The 23,527-nt window shown below is 35.9% G+C and carries 25 protein-coding genes and 1 pseudogene; 22 read left to right on the top strand and 4 right to left on the bottom strand.

Annotated features, from left to right (window positions below; translation table 11 throughout):
* Positions 1-45 precede the first annotated feature (45 nt).
* Both M3196_RS06105 and M3196_RS06100 read right to left on the bottom strand, forming a co-directional pair.
* Entirely contained in the window at positions 46-1,317 is a 1,272-nt protein-coding gene (locus tag M3196_RS06105) for an MFS transporter (protein ID WP_251321326.1), read from the bottom strand.
* A 45-nt stretch (positions 1,318-1,362) separates the two neighbouring features.
* Positions 1,363-2,670, bottom strand: coding sequence for an alkaline phosphatase family protein (locus M3196_RS06100; RefSeq protein ID WP_251321325.1), 1,308 nt, complete (start codon positions 2,668-2,670; stop codon positions 1,363-1,365).
* 170 nt (positions 2,671-2,840) lie between these two features.
* Here M3196_RS06100 and M3196_RS06095 point away from each other — a divergent pair, with 170 nt between their 5' ends.
* The gene (locus M3196_RS06095) at positions 2,841-3,257 is read left to right on the top strand and encodes a hypothetical protein (RefSeq protein ID WP_251321323.1); all 417 of its coding nucleotides are present in this window, start codon (positions 2,841-2,843) and stop codon (positions 3,255-3,257) included.
* A 34-nt stretch (positions 3,258-3,291) separates the two neighbouring features.
* Here M3196_RS06095 and M3196_RS06090 read toward each other — a convergent pair whose 3' ends face one another.
* Positions 3,292-3,999: a hypothetical protein gene (locus M3196_RS06090; RefSeq protein WP_251321322.1), complete on the bottom strand. Its 708-nt coding sequence runs from the start codon at positions 3,997-3,999 to the stop codon at positions 3,292-3,294.
* Between the two features lie 370 nt (positions 4,000-4,369).
* Between M3196_RS06090 and M3196_RS06085 the strand changes: the two genes are divergently transcribed.
* The 10 genes from M3196_RS06085 to M3196_RS06040 all read left to right on the top strand — a co-directional run bounded on the left by M3196_RS06085 (position 4,370) and on the right by M3196_RS06040 (position 13,573).
* Entirely contained in the window at positions 4,370-4,813 is a 444-nt protein-coding gene (locus M3196_RS06085) for a YndM family protein (RefSeq protein WP_251321320.1), read from the top strand.
* 261 nt (positions 4,814-5,074) lie between these two features.
* Positions 5,075-5,446: a hypothetical protein gene (locus M3196_RS06080; protein WP_251321319.1), complete on the top strand. Its 372-nt coding sequence runs from the start codon at positions 5,075-5,077 to the stop codon at positions 5,444-5,446.
* Positions 5,447-5,567: 121 nt separating this feature from the next.
* Positions 5,568-5,753 (top strand): hypothetical protein, encoded by a 186-nt coding sequence (locus M3196_RS06075; protein WP_251321318.1) that lies wholly within the window; start codon positions 5,568-5,570, stop codon positions 5,751-5,753.
* Between the two features lie 1,093 nt (positions 5,754-6,846).
* Complete coding sequence (locus M3196_RS06070; protein WP_251321317.1) at positions 6,847-8,373, top strand: spore germination protein; 1,527 nt, start codon at positions 6,847-6,849, stop codon at positions 8,371-8,373.
* Positions 8,370-9,524, top strand: a complete 1,155-nt coding sequence (locus tag M3196_RS06065) for a Ger(x)C family spore germination protein (protein WP_251321316.1) — start codon at positions 8,370-8,372, stop codon at positions 9,522-9,524. Before M3196_RS06070 ends, M3196_RS06065 begins: the two co-directional genes overlap by 4 nt.
* Before the next feature lie 43 nt (positions 9,525-9,567).
* Positions 9,568-10,659: a GerAB/ArcD/ProY family transporter gene (locus M3196_RS06060; RefSeq protein WP_251321315.1), complete on the top strand. Its 1,092-nt coding sequence runs from the start codon at positions 9,568-9,570 to the stop codon at positions 10,657-10,659.
* 200 nt (positions 10,660-10,859) lie between these two features.
* Positions 10,860-11,210, top strand: coding sequence for a hypothetical protein (locus M3196_RS06055; protein ID WP_251321314.1), 351 nt, complete (start codon positions 10,860-10,862; stop codon positions 11,208-11,210).
* Positions 11,211-11,759: 549 nt separating this feature from the next.
* A complete protein-coding gene (locus M3196_RS06050) occupies positions 11,760-12,119 on the top strand; it encodes a MerR family transcriptional regulator (protein ID WP_251321313.1) in 360 nt (119 codons plus the stop codon).
* Positions 12,119-13,075, top strand: a complete 957-nt coding sequence (locus M3196_RS06045) for an SDR family NAD(P)-dependent oxidoreductase (protein ID WP_251321311.1) — start codon at positions 12,119-12,121, stop codon at positions 13,073-13,075. The genes M3196_RS06050 and M3196_RS06045 overlap by 1 nt, the downstream gene beginning before the upstream one ends.
* 240 nt (positions 13,076-13,315) lie before the next feature.
* Positions 13,316-13,573 carry a tyrosine-type recombinase/integrase gene (locus tag M3196_RS06040; RefSeq protein WP_338082928.1) on the top strand — a complete coding sequence of 86 codons (258 nt, stop codon included), beginning with the start codon at positions 13,316-13,318 and terminating at the stop codon, positions 13,571-13,573.
* A 93-nt stretch (positions 13,574-13,666) separates the two neighbouring features.
* On the opposite strand, the gene M3196_RS06035 is transcribed toward M3196_RS06040, so the two are convergent.
* Positions 13,667-14,158, bottom strand: coding sequence for an RrF2 family transcriptional regulator (locus M3196_RS06035; protein ID WP_251321310.1), 492 nt, complete (start codon positions 14,156-14,158; stop codon positions 13,667-13,669).
* Positions 14,159-14,355: 197 nt separating this feature from the next.
* Between M3196_RS06035 and M3196_RS06030 the strand changes: the two genes are divergently transcribed.
* The 11 genes and pseudogenes from M3196_RS06030 (at position 14,356) to M3196_RS05980 (ending at position 23,430) form a co-directional block, all read left to right on the top strand.
* Positions 14,356-14,997 carry an FMN-dependent NADH-azoreductase gene (locus tag M3196_RS06030; protein ID WP_251321309.1) on the top strand — a complete coding sequence of 214 codons (642 nt, stop codon included), beginning with the start codon at positions 14,356-14,358 and terminating at the stop codon, positions 14,995-14,997.
* An 89-nt stretch (positions 14,998-15,086) separates the two neighbouring features.
* Positions 15,087-15,725, top strand: coding sequence for an FMN-dependent NADH-azoreductase (locus M3196_RS06025; protein ID WP_251321308.1), 639 nt, complete (start codon positions 15,087-15,089; stop codon positions 15,723-15,725).
* A 140-nt stretch (positions 15,726-15,865) separates the two neighbouring features.
* Complete coding sequence (locus M3196_RS06020; RefSeq protein WP_251321307.1) at positions 15,866-16,102, top strand: hypothetical protein; 237 nt, start codon at positions 15,866-15,868, stop codon at positions 16,100-16,102.
* Positions 16,103-16,634: 532 nt separating this feature from the next.
* Positions 16,635-17,111, top strand: a pseudogene (locus M3196_RS06015) (SDR family NAD(P)-dependent oxidoreductase).
* Positions 17,112-17,703: 592 nt separating this feature from the next.
* The gene (locus tag M3196_RS06010; protein WP_251321306.1) at positions 17,704-19,125 is read left to right on the top strand and encodes a PLP-dependent aminotransferase family protein; all 1,422 of its coding nucleotides are present in this window, start codon (positions 17,704-17,706) and stop codon (positions 19,123-19,125) included.
* 108 nt (positions 19,126-19,233) lie between these two features.
* On the top strand, positions 19,234-19,860 hold the full coding sequence (locus M3196_RS06005) for a thioredoxin family protein (RefSeq protein WP_251321305.1): 627 nt from the start codon (positions 19,234-19,236) through the stop codon (positions 19,858-19,860).
* A gap of 365 nt (positions 19,861-20,225) precedes the next feature.
* Complete coding sequence (locus M3196_RS06000; protein ID WP_251321304.1) at positions 20,226-20,669, top strand: carboxymuconolactone decarboxylase family protein; 444 nt, start codon at positions 20,226-20,228, stop codon at positions 20,667-20,669.
* A 200-nt stretch (positions 20,670-20,869) separates the two neighbouring features.
* A complete protein-coding gene (locus tag M3196_RS05995) occupies positions 20,870-21,541 on the top strand; it encodes an NAD(P)H-dependent oxidoreductase (protein ID WP_251321303.1) in 672 nt (223 codons plus the stop codon).
* Positions 21,542-21,882: 341 nt separating this feature from the next.
* The gene (locus tag M3196_RS05990) at positions 21,883-22,107 is read left to right on the top strand and encodes a hypothetical protein (protein WP_251321302.1); all 225 of its coding nucleotides are present in this window, start codon (positions 21,883-21,885) and stop codon (positions 22,105-22,107) included.
* A gap of 209 nt (positions 22,108-22,316) precedes the next feature.
* Complete coding sequence (locus tag M3196_RS05985) at positions 22,317-22,463, top strand: hypothetical protein (protein WP_251321301.1); 147 nt, start codon at positions 22,317-22,319, stop codon at positions 22,461-22,463.
* 526 nt (positions 22,464-22,989) lie between these two features.
* On the top strand, positions 22,990-23,430 hold the full coding sequence (locus tag M3196_RS05980; protein ID WP_251321300.1) for an OsmC family protein: 441 nt from the start codon (positions 22,990-22,992) through the stop codon (positions 23,428-23,430).
* The last annotated feature ends 97 nt before the right edge of the window (positions 23,431-23,527 follow it).

Genomic DNA, 23,527 nt, shown 5'->3' with positions numbered 1-23,527 from the left:
AAGACTGCCCTAAAAGATAATCATTAGGTCAGTCTTGTTTTTGTTTTACGCACTAATCGTATGAGAAGATTCAATTTTAGGTTCTGGTACAAAAAATAAAATTGAAATACCAATAATGAAAAGAATGACTAAGCTGAACACAGCGCTTGCTGAGTTTCCTGTAACTTGGGCTGTGATCGCAACCAATAATGGTCCCATGATGGAAGCGAACTTACCGAAAATATTATAAAATCCGAAAAACTCATTGGCGTTTTTCTTTGGTACAAGTTTAGCAAAGTAGGCACGACTAAGTGCCTGAATGCCTCCCTGTGAAGTTGCAACAAGCATCGCTAATATCCAAAAGTCGAGAGTAGTTTTTAAAAAGTAAGCATAAATACAAACGATGATATAAACACCAATACCTACATATAGCATCTTTTTACCTGTGAATCTTTCAGCTAATCTTCCATATAAAATGGCAAATGGTGCAGCTACAACCTGAGTGGCAAACAGAATAATTAAAAGATTAGTAGAACTGATGCCCAGATCAGATCCGTACGCTGTTGACATCGTAATAATCGTACCTACTCCATCAATATAAAAGAAATAAGCAAGCAGGAATAAGAATAATGCACGGTATTTACGGATTTCCTTTATCGTGTTACCTAAGCGTTTAAAGCTGTTGACGATTGGTTTTGGTTCGCGCTCGATTCCGTAACGCTGATAAACGTTTTTCAGCATGGGAATCGTAAAAACACCCCACCATACAGCAGTTATAAGAAACGCAATCTTACTTGCAATCGTGGTTGAGAATGGGAGAACTTCATTTTGGGCTAAAACGATAATGGCAATGCTGATTATAAAAGGAATTGTACTTCCAATATAGCCTAAGCCAAAACCTCTGGACGAGACTCTGTTCATTCTTTCTTCCGTTGTTACATCTGTAATAAATGCATCGTAAAAGACATTGGATCCGCTGGAGCCTATTGCTGTAAGGGTATAAAAAGTTAATAATAGCAGCCACTGATCACTTGGAATAAAAGCAAGGGTTGCAGTTGAAATCAAGCCAAGGGCAAAAAAGAAGGTGAAAAACCTTTTTTTCAGTCCTTTGTAATCTGCAATGGTTCCTAAAATGGGGCTGAGCATCGCCAAGATAAACGTGGCAATAGCAATCGTATAACCGAGATATGCAGTAGAATCTGAAGCACTGACACCGGCCTTCATAGCTGCAGCTTTATAAAACAGAGGAAATACGGCAGTTGTAATAATGATTGAGTAAGCAGAATTTGCCCAATCATAAAACATCCAGCTATTCTCTTCTTTTGTAAACCGTTTCATTTAGTTTGTCCTCTCTTTAACGATTTTTACAAGATTAAAAGTCTTTTAAACAGATAGTAAATCATCAATAATATGACCGTCTGTTTCTCCTAAATGGAGTCCAAGCAGTCTTGCAAATGTTGGTCCTTCATCTACAAGGCGCATAGATGGAACAACAATATTCTGACGAATGCCTTTACCTGCTGCCATGATAGTGGTTGTGTAGTTTTCTTTTTCAGGTGAGTATCCGTGTGATGCCAATGTATAGCGTTTAGCTCTTACATCTCTATCTGTAATAACATCAATAAATTCTCCGTCTAATTGTTCCTTGATGTAAAAACCTCGTCTTGCTTCTGCCATAAACGCACAGTTTGTATCTGCCCCTAGCGCTGCAACTTCATCTTGACTAATCACTTTTTCGATGCCATTTGTTTCATCAAGTACTAAATTCTTCAAAAGCTTTTCTACTACCTCCTTTGTTTTTATATCAGTAGGATCATTTAAGTAAATATATGCAGAACCATCACAGCTTTTGCAATAGGCTTTCCAATTTTGCACATGACCTCTTGTATTGATATCTATTAAGCCGTGTTCACGAAATAACACATTAAGTTTTACAGCTTTAGATTCATCAAGAGCACTATGATCCCCGAGAGCAACGACAGCAGAGTTCTCATATATTCCGCTCTCTTTCAGCGCTTGGATAATTCTTCCTAAGCGAAAATCATGCCTGCGAACAGCATCCATTGCCTCTTTAGAAGAAAATCCGTGATAATGACGTTGCGTGTCTAGATCTACAAAATGAACAAGAAGCAGTTCTGGTTTTTTCGTTTTAATGGTATGAACAGCAGACTCCAATACAAAATCATCGAGCTCGGGCTGATCAAGACCCTTCCGCAAATGTCCGAATCGGCGGTTCATATCCAATTGATAACGAATACTTCCGTTTACGAGTGAAACAGGAATTTGATGGTGCCAAGTATGGTTTGCAAAGATCTCAGGCATATTGTAGTCAATGTTTGCTCTCGCTGTAACTGGCCATAATAAAGCGGCAGTTTTCATACCAGCCTTTTTAGCTTCATCGTATAATGTGGTCCCTTGTACATGTTTGCGGTGCCAATACCAGTCAGGGGATACTCGACCTGGCTGAAGAAAAGTATTATTTACCACTCCGTGCCGATTTGGGTATTTTCCAGTCACGATGGTTGTATGACAAGGATATGTAACAGAAGGATAAATGGTCTTTACCTGATTGCAATAAGATCCACTTTGCAGAAGTTCCTTGAAATTTGGAAGTTCCTGCAGCTGAGGGAAATCCAGAGAGGAAAGGCAATCAAAAGATATAACAATTAAATGATCAGTGAGACGCTTCATAATGACCTCCAGCTAAAATGATTATCCATCCTTATGGTAAATAATAGCACAAGAATACAATTACGAGATAAGTATTGAAGAATGGTGGTGTTTCATAATACTAGACTTCCGATTTCCAAACTTTGGAAAGTATGATATGAATAAAATATCTTAAACGAGTTGGTGATTTCATGATTAAATGGTGGCTTGGGGTAGTATTTATGTTTTTTATAGCAACTGGAGTAGTAAGCTATTTATTTGTGATGGACTACGCGTCTGAAAAAGCGATGATCGAAATCTCTAAAGAATTATCTGCAAATGAAGAAGAAATCAATAGACTTCTCGCAGATCCTGAAATAAGAAAATACATTGAAACAGGAGAGACACCAACAAACAATCTGCCTTTTACAACTAGAAAACAAGCAGTAAAGCTTATATCTGAAAAGTACACGATAAGTGAATTAGCTAAAACGAGAGAACAGGTCAGCGGGGGATTAAACGAGAAAGAGAAGGAAGCAGTTTATGAAAAACTTTTAGAAAAGTTTACAGAAAATGAGCTTCTAGCCTTAAAGGTTGTAGCCTTAAAAGAAATAAAAAAGAATAAATAATACAAAAACCCTCGATCAGAGGACTTTTTTGTTATTAAAAGGATAATTTAATCGTTTCACCTGTTTTTGCTACATGATAGCTTTCGAATTCTCCCATCTCAACTATTATTTCTTTGCCAGTATCAACTACTTGTTTAATCTGTTCTTTTATGTCAGGGTGCATGTCATAAAGTATGGCGACACTTTCGGTAGGGACAGATCTAAACCCAGTGCTGATCATCATGACGGGTTCTCCCGTTTTATTATCATACATGGCAAAAGAATCACTGAACTCAATAGCATATAATGTTGCATGATGTTTTTTTGAAATATCGATTAGATCAGCGAGGTTTTCTGACTTTGAATCCATTATATTTACATACGTAAGCCCATCAATCATCCTTTTTTCGGGAATAATGTTTTCTTTTTCATTTGCTTTTGTCTCAGATACGATGTTAACTGTATGTTCCTCGCTGACTTGATTTTCGCCTTTAACTGACGGTTTAGCGTATATTTCTGGTTGATGAACTTCCTCAACGACCTGTTCTTTTTCTTTTAATGATGGGAATTGTTCCAAAGGCCGTTGAGCAGGGATATCGGATTTTGATATTTCCACCGACCTTTCTGTATGTATTTCTTTGTTCTCTTTAATATTTTGATTAGTAGTTGCCTTTGCTGTACCTTCATATTTATGATAATTTAAAACGCCGATTGTCAACAGAGAAGATAACGTAAAAATAACAGCACGATTTCTGTTCTTCATTCCAATCCTCCTTAAATCCTTACTCACCTATTAGACGAGATTAAATGCTTTTAGGTTTCGTTTGTTACAAAAATATTTCATGCATATTACAGATGTTGATTCCTAGTAATCATGATTTTTAAAAATGAAAGGGATATTTTTATGAAAAAAGAAATCTGAAAATTATAACATTTCATGACAAGACAAAAGAGAGGAGTAGAAAAAACAAAAATGTAAATGTGAATAAACAAAGTGGAAAAACAGAAGTTATACCTGCAGTTTCCGAATAAAAATAGATCCCTCACAAAGGTATGTGTGGGATTTGTTATTCCTTTAAGTATGAACCTTCTTTTTTTGTTGCAAACTAGAAACAGATTAAGGAGGTTTTAAATTGGAACAAACAAAAGTTATTTTAATTAAGTTTATCGTTTGTTTAATAGCATTTTGGATCGGTTTGGATTTATTTTTTGATGCGGGAGTCAGCGACATCTTATCTTTCGCAGTTACTGCCACAGTCATCACCTATATTGTTGCTGACCGGATTCTTTTACCCCGTATTGGAAAAAGAAATACATTGATGGTTGAATTTATTCTCGCTTATACAATCGTATGGATTTTTGGTTCCATTCTTTTAGAAGGATATCTTCAAATTGCATGGGGGAGTATTATTTCAGCAGGTATTATCACAGCCGGAGAAGTATTTGTTCATCAGTATCTATTAAAACATATGCCGGAACGGAAAACTGTAAAGCGCAAACATAGAAGATTCAGACAGCCAAGTTTAAGATATGCTACAGAGTTTGCTGAAGATCAAGACCCGAGAGATAAAAAGTAAATAGTTACTAAAAAAAGAAATCTTTTACAGGATTTCTTTTTTCATTTTTATGTTTCTGTGAAGTAAACCTTTACACCCTCGCAACCCACTATAAACATTGTTACATGAAAATATAGTTGCATTAAACAAAATAAAAGTATACCTCAAGGCATTTTCTAACTCGTATATTTTATAAATAATTTGAGAGGATTTAACACGGTTTTTTCTATGTTGTTTAACAAAAACTAAAATTAAATAAGATGAGGGAAAGGGGGAGTTTTCGTGAATAATCAGATCAAAAAAGTTATTGATTGGGTTCAAACAAAAGGTAAACAAATTCCTAATAGCATTATGGAGATGATGGGTAAACTAAATACTAAATCCACTATATCAGTCAGTAATTTAGCAAGTATTATTATTTATCATCCGAACACAGAAATAAGAAAAGATAATTGGTTAGGTTTAACTTTCCATGTTTATAAGTTAAAGATCGGAAATTTAACTTTTTATCTTGAAACAAAAGGAAAGAATAATGATTATATACTCATGTGCCAAGTTTTTGACGAAAATGGTCTTTTTTCCGAATATAAATCATACGAAAAAGTTATCTCTATTAACGATCAAATAAAGATCCCATTAATCGATCAAATTTAGCAGATGTAAGTTTTACCTTATTTAAACAGTTTTAAATGGAAGCAATCACCTTTTGTTTTTTTATTATTTTAACCAAACTAAAAGTGTTCAAAATGTGAACAATAAAAGAGGGGTAATAAAGATGAGAAGAATGGATCGGATTTTACCGATAATCGCTTCAGTTGGAGTGGGTATTGCAGCTTATCAGATGATGAGTGGAAATGGTGGAAAGATGAAGAATATGTTACCACATGCTTCAAACATGATGGGTATGGGTACAGGTATTCAGGGACAAGATCAACAACAATCAGACAATCAATTACTTTAATTAGAAGTAGGAGTTAAAAGATTACCGATAGGATAAGTCATCCCCTTTAGATTCGGAAAAAAAAAGCATCATAAAACAATAATAAAAGCAGTGGGATTCGGATGTGAAATCGCACTGCTTTTCCTCAAGGGTTTTTAATCTTTATGTATGGTGGAGACAGCGGGATCGAACCGCTGACCTTTTTGCTGCCAGATGAAATCCAGAAATAAAACTAAGTTTATTGAGGTGAATTAAGATTAAATAAGTCTTATTTAATAAGGGTTTTGAGAAATTCGGAATAGAAATAAAACAATACAAACCAATAGAATAAATTACGTCTGTGCACTAATTTGTGCACTGATTTAAATTTTTTAAAATTAAAAAGAGCCTTACAAAAACATATCAGTTTTTGTAAGGGTGCTTATTAATTTAAGGACTTATGTATTTTTGTATGCATACCAGTATAATCCCAGTACACCGTGTCGTTTCTTTTTAGTTGATCTCATGTATTCCTTTAGATCGTTTTCCATTTCATCTCTTTCAATCTCATCTGTAGTAAATATAATTTGCCTTGTGTCCCAAAAAGGTAGCTGGAAAAAGCACCTGAAGCCGGAATTATGTGACGCTGTTTTAAAATTTCATTACCGTTACCTTTTGATAAAAATTAATCGGTGTTGAAAATATTCTAAACTAATATGGGGAGAGTCCAATTTATATTTTGTAGACACGCTCATCTACATATAATGACGTTTATCTGAAAAAGGCGTAGATGACGCAGAAAGAATTACTCAAATACTTGTACTAGAAAATATAGATTTTGTCATTTCAATTCCATCAAAAGGGAGTTTAAACAGTCGAAAGAGGACAATTTATAGGTAATGAAGTTGTTTTTGTGAATGGTTTTAAAGAACAGAAATTGTCTGAAGGTCCTGTTGAGGATTTTAATATAGCTATCACAAAAGTTTGAGAGGAAGAAACCTTTTCTTGGAAGATGGAGAATCCAATATTAGTGATCAGAAACGGGGAGTTAAGGCAACTTTAAAGGTATTAGAAAGTATAATTATATAAAATTGGGTATAACTAAAATAACATAGCTACGAAGGTAGGGCAGATAATGGAACGCCTTGGAAAATCACATTTAAAAAACAAACTTGAAACCAATATCAACCAATCCTTCGAAAATTCGAGTTCAAATATTAGCAAAAACATTGCAGAGAATGAGCAATTTTTAAAAAATATGTTTCAAAACTGTTCTGACATTATATTTCGTGAAATTATGATACACGGTGAAACCAAATTACTATTGATTCATGTTGATGGTATGATCAACACAGATATCATTACTTCAAACGTTCTAAAACCATTAATGTATGGTGGTCTGCCTCAAGGTCTCGGGACGATCGACAGTATTGCCCAAATGTTCGAACAAGAGGTCTTTTCCGTTTTACCAATTAAGAAACTTTCCAACTATGGAGATATCGTTGATCATATTCTAAAGGGAAATGCTGCCATATTGGCCGATGGTGAAGATGTGGCCCTTCTTGCCGATGTCTCAAAGTTTAAGACACGAGCCATAGAAGAGCCTTATAATGAGGCAGTCATTCGAGGACCTAAAGAAGGTTTTACAGAGCAACTGCGGATAAATACCACGATGCTACGCAGGATAGTGGCAACACCGAAGCTGAAACTCGAATCTTTAAAAGTCGGGAAACTGACAAGGACCGATGTAGTCATTGCTTACATAGAAGGAATTGTTTCCCTATCCGTCCTGAATGAAGTTCGCAAAAGAATAAATCAGATAAAAATCGATGCAATTATTGAATCAGGGTATATCGAAGAATCCATTGAAGATACTCATCTTTCTCCCTTTCCGCAAATGGACGTCACTGAACGTCCTGACATTGTTGCCGCTAAATTGGTTAAGGGAAAAGTCGCCATATTAGTCAATGGAAGCCCATGTGCACTTGTCGTTCCAATGACGTTTTTGGAAGGACTTCAGGCGCCTGACGATTATTATGAACGATTTTTGTTCGTATCCTTTATTCGATGTATTCGCTATCTATTAGTTTTCTTGTCGGTTGTTTTCCCTTCTATTTATATTGCGTTAACCACTTTTCATCCGGAGATGGTACCTCAAGAACTAATGATAACGATTGCATCGCTGCGAGAAAAAACACCTCTTCCGACCGTGATTGAAGTCTTTATGATGGAGTTCATGTTTGAAGGTTTACGGGAAGCAGGGATCCGTTTGCCAAAACAGATAGGTCCACTCGTAAGCATTGTTGGAGCATTAATCATTGGGGAGGCGGCTGTCAACGCTGGAATCATTTCTGCACCTATTGTCATTGTCGTTTCGATTGCCGGAATCTGCTCGTTTATCATACCGCGACTTCGTTCTGGTTATCCTTTTAGGATGTTAAGTTTTCCTTTATTGATCCTATCTGGAACATTTGGCCTATTTGGTTTGGCGATTGGAATCATTGCCATTTTAATTCACTTGGTTCAACTAAGTCCATTTGGAACTCCTTATTTAACTCCGGTAGCTCCACTGATCACGCATAGACTTAAGGACTTGTTCATTCGATGGCCTCGAAAGCGTGCCATATATACTGGACCTGACAATGAGGCGGATCAACCATGAAGAGGGCAGGGAAACTTTGTTTCGTATGGCTGCTAATGATATTGAGCACAACCGGCTGCTGGAACCTGAGGGAACCGGATCAACTCGCATACGTTTTGGGGACAGGGCTGGATTTAACAAAAGACGGTCAGTTACAAATTAGTATTCAAATCGTGATACCCTCCGGTGTTGACGGTGGACAAGAAAGCGGCGGTGGAACCAAGGAAAAAAGCTTCCGTGTGATAAGTGCGACAGGAAAGAACGTTTACGATACGGTTCCAAGCTTTCAGGCGCAGCTATCGCGAAGTTTATTTCTCGGGCATCGCCGGATCATTCTCATCGGGCAACGGCTGGCCGAGCATGGAATTGGCAACTTGCTCGACGAGTTTATTCGCAATCCTCAATCGGAGCTGCGTTCAAGGATCTATGTTGTGAAAAACGGTCAAGCGAAAGACATCCTTTCTGCAGAGCCGATTTTCGAGCCGTTTACACCCACGGAACTCGTGCGTCAGCAAGCCACTCTAGGTTTAAAGCGTTATTATTTCCGCGATTTTTTGTCGGATGCTTTGAGTCAAGGCTTGCAGCCCATGGTGCCGACGGTTCGCTTAACGGATTCAAAGCAATTTGTCTATAGTGGAACTGCCGTTTTTAACAAAGACGAAGGCCTGAAATTAGTAGGTTTCTTGAATAGTAAAGAGTCTAACTATGCTTACTGGATTACAAACAGACAAACCACCTTTACCATCACTTCTATCGTCAAACAAGGAAATGGAAATGTTAGCTTAAAACTGCGATCATTGGATCGACGTATTCGTGTAAAGATGATCGATAAGCAAATACAAATTGACGTCCATCTCACTGGAGAAGGAACCATTCTCGAAAACAATACGAACTTGGATCCAACCAAACGAAAGGATCTCAACATTATTCAAGAAGAACTCAGCCAAACGACTCAGAAATCGATACAGAAGATGATCAAAAAAGTTCAGGAGCAGTACAAGACAGACATCTTTGGGTTTGGTGAAAGTGTTCATCGTAAGTACCCTTATCAGTGGAAAACCTTGAAACAAGATTGGAACGATACTTTTCCTGAGCTCGATATTTCGGTCAAAGTAGAACTTCAAAGCAAAGATCCGGGCGAAACTACTTCGTCTATCAAGAGTATACCTTAATTCTGGTTCGGGCAGTATCGTATCGATGAGGAGTGGAAAGAATATGAACATGCAAGGATCACAATTGGTTTGGATTATTGTAACAACTGAAGTCAATGCGTTAATCGGGATAACTATTTCACCAGCGATCTTAATATCAAAACAAGATACGTGGCTTTCGATGTTGGTTGGGGGTGGAATAGGTTTAGTCTTAACCTTGCTTGTTGTTCATCTGAGTACTCTCCATCCCAATCAAACATTGACCCAATTTAGCCAAGCTCTGCTGGGTAAATGGTTAGGGAGACTGATTGTCATTCCATATCTCATTGCCTGGTACACGCTATCTGCTTATTTACTGCGCGAATTTACAAGTTTTTTGCAACCTATTCTAATTGACAGAACACCCCTGTGGATCATCATGATACTCTTATTAGGTTTAATGGTATATTTAACCTGTTCCGCAGGTATTACGGGAATCGGTCGATTATGTCAAATAGTGGGACCCATTATTATCTTTGTGTTGATTGTTTGTTTTATTTTAAATGTCGGCAATGCGGACTGGCATAATCTACTCCCTGTTTATGTCGATTCCGGATGGGTTAATATTTTAAAAGGATCGCTTCGTCCCTCTTTTTGGTTCGCAGGCCCGTTCACCTTATTGGTTATTATCTCTTTTATGCAAAACCCGCAAAAAGCGATTGCTAAATCGATGTTAGGTGTTGGTATTAACATTTTCATGGTTTTAACTGCCACACTTATGGTATTGATGGTTTTTGGTCCCAATTTAGCAGCAAAAATAAGGTTTTCTTACTTTATGTATGTAAGAACCATTGATATATTAAACTTCATTCAAAACTTAGATATATTCACCATATTTATTTGGATTTTCGGAGTGACTATTCAATTATCCTTATATTTGTTTGTCGCCAGCTATGAAACGGCGCAGTGGTTTAATGTGAAAGAATGGAAGAAAATCATTTGGTTCGGCGCACCGGCGATTTTTTTGATGGCGATTTTGATTCCGAATGAGTTGTTTCTTGCAACATACGAAAAATTTTGGGCATCTGTGATATTCCCAGTTTGTGGTATCGGGATCCCCCTTTTATTATGGATCGTTTCGGTCGTCAAAAAGAAAGCATCTGAATACAAGGTTTGAGTTCCTGTAATCTATTTTTATTTATTCCATTAGACAAAATAGTAATTCAAGAAACGGGTGCTTTCCTGGAACAAGGATAAACGCTCATTTTCGATTTTAGGGCCAAACAGCCGGTCGTACGACTTCGGATCGGTATCGCTTTATTGGCTTGCGGAGCCTGGCTTGTCGTTCTCTCCGGGACATCGGAAAGCATAAGCCTAATGTGGATCGGGGTGCTCGTTCAGGCGCTTGGCAGCGGTTGGACGTTCCAGATCAGCCTGCGACTGGCCGGCGAGCTTCCGAATGCATCGGAGCGGCCGAAGGTGATAACGACTTTCTACTTTGCGGGTTACATCGGATTTATTGTTCCCATCGTGGGAGTCGGTCTCCTAAGCTACTTATTTGACTTGTACGTGTCTCTGATCATCCTGAATATTCTCGCTTCCCTGGTGGTTCTCTACATGTTGGGTTATTCAGTAAGGTTTGCGCGGTACTATGCCGCCAGAAACGGAACGCAAGCTCAGGCGGAAGGTCTTTTATCCGAGGCGAGTTCGCAGGCCTTGCAATCCTGACGGATGAGCGGGCGGTTTAATCGCCGTGCCGATGGGTTACCTTGATCATTTATTTTTAAAAGGTTTTAGTATTTATTTGTGCTTTAAAAAACACATAGTATCTGTTCCGTACACAGGTACAATAATGGGATAGTCATTATTAAAAAAGAGCAACAGATAATCTGTTGCTCAGATTGTTGAGGAATGTGTTCAACCATTCCTGGCTTTAAGCAGCTATAACAGAAAAGTCAATTCAAATTAACCCCTTTAGAAGTACTCTGAAGGGGTCTTGTTAATTCCTTTTGAGCAAACTGCTGGCTTTTGTTTTAGCAAATAATGACAACTGTTCTTATAGTAGATTGCCAATTATTATGTCACAAATGGGGCAGGATACGTTTGGTATGATTAATTATTTTACTTTCAGATTTTGATCAGAATGGTGAGCTCCTTTAATTAGTTGATCAAATAAGTATCCTTGTTTTATAAATAATTGGTTTACGATATCCCATAATAACATGCTTGACATAAAGTTAACTTTACATTGTAAGGTTAATATACGAGGTGAGAATAATGTATCAAATTTCTGAAGTATCTAAACTTGTAGGCTTATCTATCTCTACTATTCGCTACTATGAAAAACTTGGACTTATAGACACACCCATTAAAAATGCTCGTGGATATAAAGAGTATGATGAACAAATTATTCAATATCTTGGTTTTATTGTTCATTTAAGAGATACGGAGATGCCATTAGATCAAATAAAAACCTATGTAGATGCTTACAAAAGAAATGACTACTCTTCCTGTTATTCTATTTTACAAGAACACGAAAAAAGAATAGAGCTTGAATTACGGAAACGCCTACAAATTTTAGAAAAGGTACAATATAAAATTTCTCACTTTAGTAACCTTAAAGGTGGAGGAAAATAGTGCAAAAACCATTGCAAACAAGCTATACTGCTCGTACTAAAACAGATGAGGTTATACAAGGTATTGACTTAAAAGGAAAAGTGGCAATCATTACTGGTGGATATGCTGGTTTAGGATTAGAAACAACCAAGACTTTAGCTTTCGCTGGAGCAACTGTCATCGTCCCGGCAAGAAATGTTGAGAAAGCAAAAAAAGCTTTAGTAGGTATTCCTAATGCCATACTATATCCTGCTATCTTCGATTTAAGTAAAAGATCTACTATAGATTTTTTTCTGCAATGGTTTAATAAGAATTATCTAAAACTAGATATATTAGTAAACAGTGCTGGGATAATGGCTATTCCACTAACTAAAGATGAAATGGGAAATGAGATGCAACTTTCCGCAAACTACTTAGGCCATTATTACTTAACAAAGGGATTACTTCCAAAGCTACAAAAAGCTAATGGAGCTAGAGTAGTTCATCTCTCTTCTAGAGCACATCGGTTCTCTCCTTTTCACTTTGATGACCCAAATTTCAATCAAAGCCATTACGATAAGTGGACTGCGTATGGCCAAGCTAAAACAGCTGTTTCTCTTTTTAGTGTAGCAATGGATGAACTGTTTAAAAAAGATTTGATCCGTTCCTTTACTGTTCATCCTGGAAGTATTGTAACTGGGCTTTCTAGTAATTTGTCAGATGAAGAGTTAGCAACAATGGGCGCAATTAAATCAAACGGAGAACGTGGATATGATCAATATAATGACGAGCATAAAACCATCTCAGAAGGTGCTGCTACTATTGTTTGGTGTGCCACTAGTCCTCAATTAAACGGATTTGGCGGGGTCTATTGCGAGAATGTAAATATTGCCCCTATATCTACAGAGAAGAATGATAAGGTAGGGGTTAAACCATGGGCAATTGATAAAGATCTAGCTTTAAAGCTCTGGAATGAAACTCCTCAACTATTCCGTTAGTGATTTCTTCTAATTATGTCGTTCTTCGTAAGTGGCATAGAAGTTTAATATTCCACTTACGTAATATCCTTATACTATTCGTATAATACACACTAAAACGCTTTAATATTTTATTAGAAAAACGTCTAAGTCTATGGTACATATGGATTTAGATGTTTTTTTTATTATAGCATAATTATGGTTAAGAAGGATTAATGCTCTTTTATTCCTACTGTTTAGAAAGCTAAGAACTTTCAGGACATGATGATTGTTAGAACTCTTCTTTACACTGTAAGCGTAAGTGAATTAATAAATATTAAATTGTCTGAAGTAGATTTTGACAGATGTCAAATCCGGATTAACCAGGGAAAGGGAAAGAAGGACAGAATAGTTCCTTTCCCACATTCCTTTAAAGAGTTGTTGGCAATGCATTCGGGTGCAAGAGTTAAACAAAACGTTGTTTCGGCAGCGTTTTTTCTAATTGCGCTAAAGGGCAGATTAGTTGAGGATTGGTTGTAGTTATCAATAAATAATTGAACGTTCCGTTTTCCTTGAACTAAGAAAAAACCTCTCTAAATTGCTGTTAATTTAGGAATTTCACGAGAGGTCTTTTTATATGTTGCTCTTCGAAAAATATTTCCGAGTATCTTCACGTGTTTTTTGGGGTAAGACACGTTCAAGCTCTTCATTCAACCATGAAAGTGTTTTACCACGCAAGTAATCACGCATTTTTTCTTCCGCAGCGAGCATAACTAAATTGATGCTACAAGAGGAGGGAGCTGAACAGGAGCCTTCTCTATACAAATAACCATTATCTTTAATATTTTTACATTGAAAAATAGGCTTAGGACCTTCAACTGCTTCAACTACATCCCAAAAGGAAATATCTTCTGGGGACTTAGATAACCTATATCCTCCCTTTACACCGGAGACAGAACTTACAATACCAGCCTTAGATAATTTACCGAAAACTTTTGATAGAAATGTCTCAGAAAGTCCTTGGAATTCTGCCAAATCCTTTATCCCAACACTTTCCTTTGAAGGAACATCAATTAAATAAACCAGGCAATGTAAAGCATATTCAACCCCGACACTATATTGCATATAAACTCACCTGCTTTTAATTTTAAGTGTTACCAAATTGTATCTTAGGAGTATTTAGAGTGTTAGTCAAATAAAAAAATTCTTATTTGGTAAATTATATATTTTGACAAAAATAATTAGTCGTTGTATTATCGATAAAGTAAATCGACGATTAATTGGATCTTTAATTATTAACCTAAAATTCAGGAGAAATGCAAATGAACAAAACACTTATCATTAACGCACATCCAAAAATAGATGGTACTTCATCAGCTAGCTTGCAGGTTTTTAACCACTTTTTGAAAGCTTATAAAAAATTAATTCCAGATAGCAAAGGAATTGCACAGATTAACCTGTACAGTGATGTAGTTCCTATGGTAGATCAAACGGTTTTAAGTGCATGGGAAAAACAACAAAAAGAAGAAGAACTAACCTTCGAAGAACAAAAAGTAACGGAGCGTATGTCCGAGATCTTGCAACAATTTAAAAGTGCAAATACGTATGTCATCGTTTTACCTTTGCATAATTTTAATATTCCATCAAAGTTAAAAGATTATATGGATAATATTATGATCGCACGTGAAACTTTTAAATATACTGAAAATGGGTCAGTGGGCCTCCTTAAAGACGGACGAAGAATGCTTGTCATACAAGCAAGTGGTTCAATCTATACAAATGATGATTGGTACACAGAAGTTGAATACTCTCATAAATACCTAAAATCAATGTTCAATTTCCTTGGGATTGAAGATTATCAAATCATTCGCGTACAAGGAACTGCTTTATTGGAGCCAAATGAGGTATTAGAAAAAGCATATAAAGAAGTTGAAGAGGCTGCTTCAAGAATAGCTACTAAATAATGAACACATGACCAAAGAAAGGAAATGTTAAATTAAACATTAATATGACATTTCCTTCAATATAACAAAAGGGGAGAGTTTGGTTTAATATGGCGAAAGTTCTATACATTACTGCTAATCCAAAACCAGTTGAAAATTCAGTTAGTCATAGAGTAGGGCAGGCTTTTCTTCAAGCTTATCGCAACTCTCATACAAATGACGATATTAGAGAAATAAATTTATATGAAGAAGACTTTCCAATAATAGATTACGATGTCCTTAACGGTTGGGGAAAAATGCGTAAAGACGGAATTTCCTTTTCAGAATTGAATGAAATAGAACAACAAAAAATAAATGCTTTAAATACATTTACAGAAATGATAGCGAACGCTGATAAATATGTATTTGTATCTCCTATGTGGAACTGGGGAATTCCACCACGATTAAAAGCATTTATCGATTCCTTTGTAGTAGTAGGAAAAACATTTCATTATACGGAGAATGGCCCTGTCGGACATTTACAAGGTAAAAAAGCTATTCACGTTCAAGTAAGCGGTGGAATTTACTCTCAAGGACCTTTTGCGAAAATGGATCATAGTCATCCATATTTAAAACAAGTGCTTAATATCGTAGGTATAGATGATGTGGAAGTTTTGTATGTGGAAGGACATGACTTTGACAGAGATAAAGCAGATGATATTATTCGCAAAGGTATATTAGATGCAGAAAAACATGCGATGGCTTTTTAATTTGACTTTATCTTAGTTAGAAGTAGTTTGTAAAGTCAAAACAATTTTTCATTATGGGAAAGAAATTATAATGGCTACTGTTAGAAAAGCTGAACCGAAAAATATAAATTAATTAACTGAACTAATGTATGAGTATATCGTTGACTTTTTATCAAAGACTTGAACCACCTATGGAAAAAGTCCATCAACTTTTTTATACATTACATAATCAAAAGGAAGGAGCACAATTTGTTTTCGAACAAAATGAAGAGTTAGTTGGTTTTGCTACATTATACTTTACATTCGATACACTATTTGCGCACTGTGGAAGAACGATATTGATAAAAGCCTATCCTATCGCTATCCAAGAGTTAAAAGAAGAAAATATATACCTATAAATATATAATCTGCCCCAAAAGGTCGTTAACTGACGACTCTTTTGGGGCATTTTTTTTTTTCACTTTATTTTTGGTTTTTTTGTATTTTTAATAACTGGAACTGAGATCCCTCTTTGGACAGGTTCAACGTCATTTCCTTTATCTATACTTTTTATCTCCTTCTTCAGTAGATGTTGCGGGCCGCATTGCAAATCGTGGAGTACAGACGGTTACAGATATCCGAAAAGCAGGAGGGAAAGCAGAGTTTGTGCAGAGGGATCTTAGTGATGCGACGAGCGCATGAACTTGGCGAACCGGGAGTCGAACACTTGGCCACAGTGGATTATCTTCTTCAGTAAAATGGAGTTGACGCTCCAAAAAAATATTGTTATGATTGGTCTGCTAAAAATGGAGTTAACATTCCAAAAATGTTCCCTTGGAATTGGGCGTGCGATATCGCTCAAATTAGCGTCAGTAGGTACTGACGTAGTGATTTTATACATTAGGTAGAAAGTCATTGGCACTTCAAGTAGATGTTTCAGACGCGGATCAAGTGAATCAAGCATTTCAAGAAGTGATGAAGTTGTTTGGTAAGATTGATGTCTTGATTAATAATGCCGGCATCACGAAAGATAATTTAGTGATGAGAATGAATAAATAAGATTTGAATCGAGTGATGGATGTCGATCTTAAGAGTGTTTTTCTTTGTTCAAAAGCAGTCATGCGTCCCATGATGAAACAACGAAAAGGTCGAATCATCAACATCAGTTCAGTGGTTGGTGTTGCAGGGAATCCTAGTCAAGCGAACTATGCAGCAGCAAAAGCAGGCGTGATCGGGTTAACCAAAACGTTAGTGAAGGAATTGGCAAGCCGGAATATTACAGTCAATGCACTTGCGCCGAGGTATATTGAAACTGACATTAACTCTTATTTATCGTGGAGAGAAGAAACTATGAAATTGATTCCGCTCAGGCGGGCTGGAACACCGGAAGATTTTTCGGAAAAGAGAAAGGCACTGGACTTGGACTAATGATCTCGAAATAAATCATAGAAAATCATTATGGAACCCTTTACCTTTGGAGTGATAAAAAACGGAACAACCGTTGAAGTTATATTACCATTATATTAATTTATTGATACTAAACTGCTGCTTAATATATTTCATTTCATATAGGTTTTAACGTTTTTTTTACTTGCTGATAGAATAGGGATCATTAGATAGTCAATACTTACCGTCATAATTATTGTCGTAAAGTATAATAAGGGGGATGAAATAATGAAGTATGGCTATGTTCGTGTGAGGGCAATTCATCAAGATTTAGAATCACAATTGTTTTAATATATTAACCTAGTTCAAATTAATGAACTAGGTTCTTTATTATTATATGCTCGAAAAAGAGGGGTGCGAAAAAATTATTCCTATAAAACTTTCAGGAACAAAGAATAGTCATTCAAGTTTTGATCAACTTATTGTTGATTTGAAAGAAGGAGACCTTGGTGATTACAAAAGTAGACCGTTTGTTCGAAATACGAGGTTAAAATATCAAAAAACTTTATATAATAAATTAAACGCTTAGAAATTGAAATAATTTTTAAAAATTATTATATGGGAGTGATAGTAGATGTTTGAAATTTTAATAAAAGATGAACAAAATACACCCATATATCTTACCATCTATCGGCACATTCGAGACGCCATTCGAAATGGAGAAATAACGAATGGTATGCGCCTGCCTTCTATAAGATCATTACAAATGCAACTAAATATCAGTAAAACACCGATTGAAACAGCGTTTCAAATGTTAATCGCTGAAGGATACGTAATTAGCAAGCCACGATCGGGTTTTTACATAATAAATCCACAAACTGTTTTGCCTATCAAACAATATGAACTCGATGCTGATCAAGAAATTAAAGGCATTAACTGTCCACCTATTGAATCTAAACCGACAATTGATTTTAATCCTTCTGCTGTTGACCCACATTGTTTCCCAATTCGAGTCTGGAATAAGATGTTGAAAGAAGCTCTTGAAAATTTTTCAATGGATATTGGAAAATATGGTGATCTTCAGGGAGAATCTAAACTTCGCGCAGCACTAGCAGATTACTTATTTAATGCGAGGGGCGTTCGTTGCACTCCGGAACAAATCATAATTGGCAGTGGAATAGCAGATAGTATCCGAATACTTTGCCATCTGTTTAACGATCATTCCCGAATAGCATTTGAAGAACCAGGATATAACTTGGTACGTCAACAATTTATAATGAATGGTTTTAAAATATTACCTATCCAAGTAGGGGAAAAAGGGATTTCAGTTAACGATATAGAAGGTAGGTCCGCAAAACTTGCTTATATCACTCCTTCACACCAGTTTCCCACAGGATGTATTATGCCTTTTTCCGAAAGGGAACATTTGTTAAAGTGGGCAGTTAATAAAAATGCATTTATTATCGAAGACGATTATGATGGAGAATTCAGGTATATTGGAAAGCCTATCCCTTCTCTACAAAGTATAGATGAATATGACAGAGTGATATATATTGGTACTTTCTCCAAGGTTTTTACACCAGCTTTACGAATGAATTACATGGTATTGCCACAAAAGTTATTGACAAAATTGAAGGAAAGTTCTTTTGAATTCACATCCGCCCCTTCTCGTATTACCCAATGGGCAATGATTTCTTTTATAGAACAAGGACATTGGTATCGGCATATCCGCAGAGTACGTAAATTATATCGTAAAAAGCATCATAAATTACTTGTGCTTATTCAGGAAAATTTTCATAACCATGTAAAAATTACTGGTCAAAATGCCGGCCTTCACATACAAATCACGGTTAACACGAATCAGTCCACAGAAACCCTGATAAAATCAGCTGCTGAAGAGGGAATAATTGTCTATGACTTTAAAAATATGTGGATGACCATAAGGACTGATCCTCTCCCAAGATTGTATTTAGGGTTCGCTGGTGTGAGTGAGAAAGACATGGAAAAAGGAATAGAGTTATTAAAGAAGGCTTGGTCACCCTTTCTTCTTAAATAGTAAACCTCATGCTAATCTGACTTTTTAAATAGAATTAAACTGACCATTTATAAGTGGTCAGTTTAATTCTATTATTGTGATGAGATAAATTATAGTATTTTTGAAAGGATGAAGATAAAGATAAACGAAACTATAAATTTAAAACATAAATTTGGTCTTGGAATAACTCCTCAACAGTTTATAGACAGTATGGAAATTCGAGTAATGAAACAAAGCAAAATCTTAAATACGAAGGACCAATTTTTGTACAACTATGAAAATTTCTCATGGGAAAATAAAACGGATAACTTGTTTTTTAATTCAGTTCGTAACCCTCAAGATCTTTATTGCTTAATTCTTTGTACCGATTGGTGCCCAGACGTTATTTGGAATGTCCCGGTTCTTTTCCGGGTTATGGAAAAATGCAACATTCCTACAGAAGTATTATTAATGGAAGAACACTTGGAAACTATGGACCATTTTTTGACTGATGGAGTACGTAACCAACCGATTGCTGTCATTCTAGATAAAAATGGTAATGTATTGGGTAGATGGGGAGCTCGTCCTGCCTATATTCAAGCTGTCATGGATCGATTTAAAAGTTCCAATCCTGACAAGGAAGCTCCTGATTACCGAGAGAAAATAGGAAAAGTATATGGAGAAATAGGTGAGTTGTATCATTCGGGAACTCACTATCAAAACGTTCTACTGCATGAATTAACTGTACTTTTTTCCTCTATAAAAGACTTTGGATAAAGTTTTACAATTGTTAAGGAAAGAAGGACATTGTTTAAGGCTTAAAATTAAACTTTATTGTCACTTTATAGATAAAATTATTGGTTATTTAATGTTAACATTTTATTCCATCTGCAAGGCGTTTTTTGGACTTATCTAGGACTTACCCCGTAGAGAGCAGACCGTTACAGATATCCGAAAAGCAGGAGGGAAACGAAGTTAATAAAAGAGGAATTCATTTAGGAGAAGGAAATGTTTGTCACAAACGTACCTGAAGATGAACAAATGTAACTTTTGGACATATTAAGGAACAATAGCAGACCGTTATCGAATTTGGTTTAAAGAATGGAATTGAATTGAATAAACTTTTTTAGGAGGAAATAAAATTGAAACAAAGAATTGATTATTACAATGTAGCACCAGACGCACTTGAAATCATAGGGGAAATGGATAAGTATACGGTAACTACAGATATAGACCGTAAACTTCGTGAACTTATTAGACTTCGTGCTTCTCAAATTAACGGCTGTCCACTTTGTATGTATATGCACACAACAGATGTCCTGAAAATGGGTGAAACAGAAGAAAGAGTATATTGTATTAGTGCTTGGGAAGAGTGTGAATTTTACACAGAAGCAGAAAAAGTAGCTTTAGAGTTGACAGAGCACGTAACATTAATCCCGACAAAACGTGTGCCAGATCAGCTTTATCAACGAGTGCGTAACCACTATGACGAAAAACAGTATGTTGACCTTGTTCTAATCATTAATCAAATTAACACTTGGAATAGAATTGCTATTGCAATGGGGCAAACAGCAATTGAAAAATAATAACTCTCAGCGGTCCTCTTAATAGTATTTGTTTCGGATACATTTAACATTATTTTTATCTTCAGCAATCAGGCCCAAACGACAAGTTCCTAAAAAATGGTTATACTGACTGCAGATCTGTTATCAAACAGATTATATTTAAACCCGTTGATTATCCGAAAAATTCCGTATAAAAAACAAAATAAGAAGGTTGGTTCTACATGATAGGAACGGAGAGTAAAAAACAAGAAATTTTAAAAGCTTACCAGTTCAGACATGCTTGTAAGGTATTTGATAACAACAAAAAGATTTCGGATGAAGATTTTCACTTTATTTTGGAGACAGGAAGATTGTCTCCAAGTTCATTCGGCTTCGAACCGTGGAAGTTTGTCGTGATCCAGGATGCGGCACTTCGTGAAAAATTAAAACCTGTATCCCTCGGTGCACAGGGACAACTGCCCACTGCCAGCCATTTTGTCGTTATATTGGCCAAAAGAGAAGAAAACTTAAAGCATGATTCGGATTACGTGATCAAAATGGTGAAAGACATTCATCACATGCCTGAAGAAGTTATGCAACATCATTTAGGTTTCTACAAAAACTTCGCCAAAACAGAACTCGAAGATAATGACCGTCTCATGTTTGAATGGTCAATCAGACAAACATATATAGCATTGGGAAACATGATGACAGCCGCGGCTCAAATCGGTATTGATTCCTGTCCGATCGAAGGTTTTGATAAAAAGCAGGTGACCTCTATTTTACAAAATGAGGGTATCATTAACGCTAACGATTTCGGTGTATCATGTATGGTCGCTTTCGGATATCGTGAAAAGGATCCTAAACGTTCACAAACAAGACAAAATCTTGATGAGATTGTTGAGTGGCGCTAAACTTAAGATAAATTTCAGCATTAGAGGACACGTTTTGCTAATAGGTTGGATGAGTTTAAGTGGGGGTTGCTAATGGCAACTCCCTTTTTATGTGTTAACGACGGGGCAGATTCAAAAAGGGGTACGTAAACGATTCTGGATCTCAGGCGCATCTATGGAAAAAAACAAAGAAATAAGATGTTAGATGTCAATAAAATTGTTCCAGAAAAGGGCGATTTAATGGAATGAGATCTCGAGGGAATTCTGGATATTTATGTTATTATTGTATGAGATTGTGAAGGAAGGTACTTAGAGTTCTAGGGTAGATTAATCGAAGAATAACTTACATGGAAATAAATTTTTTGGAAACTTTATTAGAGGGGAGTATGTTTTCGGAAAGAAAGGCTAATAAAAGTGTCAATAAAGATGCAAAGGTTAGGAAATTTTGCCACCTTCTTATTGGCGTGGCTTACAATACTTTTTTGGGCTTGAAAAATATAAAAAGATTTTTTCCAGCGTCTATACTTATTGTTCTTTTAGAAGGCATTAATGTTCAAGTTGGGAAAAGACGTAGAAAATCTGTCTAGAATAACAGAATTTTTTAAAGGAAAAGTTTTAAATCCATCTCGAAAATTATTTGGAAAATCCCCTCATCTTCTTGTGAGCAATTTGCTCCAATTGTGCGATGGTTTTCATATAAACCTAATGATCGAAATGTCGAATAACTTATAGCAATGAAATATCATTTTATCATGTAAATCAATTCATTGAAACTCTATGTATTGGAGGTGAAAAAATGAAAGGTGGAGGCCCTATTGAGTATTCAAAAAAATTCTTGGATAAAAGGAATGACCTTACTGGTCCTAGCGATGCAGAAAAACGATCATATCCCAAACCGCCAAAACATGTTTCGATTCAACAGTCTAATAAAGAAAATCAATAAATTGGTTCATAAGATAGTCTATATATGAAAGTGAAAATTATAAAAGTAAAGCACCTTATATGATGTAGATGATGTTAAGTATGATCATTCTAGCACAATTGTGCGTCTTATGGAGTGCATTATGTGTTTTACAGCTGGAAGTTTAGGGAATTATTTTTAATCCTATTCTTTCAGCTTTTCAATTACATAAAAGAGAAATAGGATGGATTACTTAAAAAGGTTTAATAAAGGGATAGACAAAGTAGCATTGCAAAAGGATACTTTGTTCAGCGGACGTATTTAATCAATCTCAAGTGTTACAGCTCTGCTAAGAATGTGAAAGATAGATCTTTTCTACTATTACTGCTGCTGATTTGAAGGGTGCATTTGAAGTAATCTTTGAATATGAATCAGATGAGTATAAGAATTATGAACATGGGTAACAAGATTTACGAAAATATGTAAGGTACCTTACATTATAAAAAAGGAATTCCAAGTATACTCCTAAGTGTAAGTTATTAAAAACACTTTAGAGGAGGAACTAATCATGGCATTAGTAAAATTCAATATCGAAACTACATCTCAAAAGGTAACAACTGAAGTGAAGGCAGGAGCTCATACATTTTTTATAGACGAGCCAAAAAACTTAGGTGGAAACGATAAGGGTGCAAATCCGTTAAATACACTACTTGGCTCTCTTGCAGGCTGTGAAAACGCCATTGCCAATATCGTAGCAAAGGAAATGAAGTTTAACCTTAATGGAATCGACTTCAAAATTCAAGGAACTTTAGATCCGAGAGGGTTAATGGGAGATGCTTCTGTTAAGCAATACTTCGAAACGATTACTATTGAAGCAGTGGTTGACACTGACGAATCTAATGAAAGAATTCAAGAGCTAAAAGAAAAGACAGACTCAAGATGTCCAGTGTTTAACATTTTAAAAGATACAAACTTCATAAAGATTCAATCAACTTGGAGAAAGAAATAATCAAAATTATTAAAAAGGAACCCCTTATGAATGGAGGGGTTCTTTCTAAATTGATGGAATAGATAGAGTTTGGGCAAACTAGTACTAGTAGGAGGTA

This window comes from Fictibacillus nanhaiensis (genome assembly GCF_023715445.1).
Lineage (GTDB): Bacteria > Bacillota > Bacilli > Bacillales > Fictibacillaceae > Fictibacillus > Fictibacillus nanhaiensis_D.
Note: the sequence above shows the minus strand (reverse complement) of the source record. Positions and strands in the feature narration are given on the sequence as shown.

Coding starts and splice junctions, on each gene's coding strand:
- M3196_RS06105 (WP_251321326.1), bottom strand. CDS start 1,317: ATGAAACGGTTTACAAAAGAAGAGAATAGCTGGATGTTTTATGATTGG.
- M3196_RS06100 (WP_251321325.1), bottom strand. CDS start 2,670: ATGAAGCGTCTCACTGATCATTTAATTGTTATATCTTTTGATTGCCTT.
- M3196_RS06095 (WP_251321323.1), top strand. CDS start 2,841: ATGATTAAATGGTGGCTTGGGGTAGTATTTATGTTTTTTATAGCAACT.
- M3196_RS06090 (WP_251321322.1), bottom strand. CDS start 3,999: ATGAAGAACAGAAATCGTGCTGTTATTTTTACGTTATCTTCTCTGTTG.
- M3196_RS06075 (WP_251321318.1), top strand. CDS start 5,568: ATGAGAAGAATGGATCGGATTTTACCGATAATCGCTTCAGTTGGAGTG.
- M3196_RS06070 (WP_251321317.1), top strand. CDS start 6,847: ATGGAACGCCTTGGAAAATCACATTTAAAAAACAAACTTGAAACCAAT.
- M3196_RS06065 (WP_251321316.1), top strand. CDS start 8,370: ATGAAGAGGGCAGGGAAACTTTGTTTCGTATGGCTGCTAATGATATTG.
- M3196_RS06060 (WP_251321315.1), top strand. CDS start 9,568: ATGAACATGCAAGGATCACAATTGGTTTGGATTATTGTAACAACTGAA.
- M3196_RS06055 (WP_251321314.1), top strand. CDS start 10,860: ATGTGGATCGGGGTGCTCGTTCAGGCGCTTGGCAGCGGTTGGACGTTC.
- M3196_RS06050 (WP_251321313.1), top strand. CDS start 11,760: ATGTATCAAATTTCTGAAGTATCTAAACTTGTAGGCTTATCTATCTCT.
- M3196_RS06040 (WP_338082928.1), top strand. CDS start 13,316: ATGATGATTGTTAGAACTCTTCTTTACACTGTAAGCGTAAGTGAATTA.
- M3196_RS06035 (WP_251321310.1), bottom strand. CDS start 14,158: ATGCAATATAGTGTCGGGGTTGAATATGCTTTACATTGCCTGGTTTAT.
- M3196_RS06030 (WP_251321309.1), top strand. CDS start 14,356: ATGAACAAAACACTTATCATTAACGCACATCCAAAAATAGATGGTACT.
- M3196_RS06025 (WP_251321308.1), top strand. CDS start 15,087: ATGGCGAAAGTTCTATACATTACTGCTAATCCAAAACCAGTTGAAAAT.
- M3196_RS06010 (WP_251321306.1), top strand. CDS start 17,704: ATGTTTGAAATTTTAATAAAAGATGAACAAAATACACCCATATATCTT.
- M3196_RS06005 (WP_251321305.1), top strand. CDS start 19,234: ATGAAGATAAAGATAAACGAAACTATAAATTTAAAACATAAATTTGGT.
- M3196_RS05995 (WP_251321303.1), top strand. CDS start 20,870: ATGATAGGAACGGAGAGTAAAAAACAAGAAATTTTAAAAGCTTACCAG.
- M3196_RS05985 (WP_251321301.1), top strand. CDS start 22,317: ATGAAAGGTGGAGGCCCTATTGAGTATTCAAAAAAATTCTTGGATAAA.
- M3196_RS05980 (WP_251321300.1), top strand. CDS start 22,990: ATGGCATTAGTAAAATTCAATATCGAAACTACATCTCAAAAGGTAACA.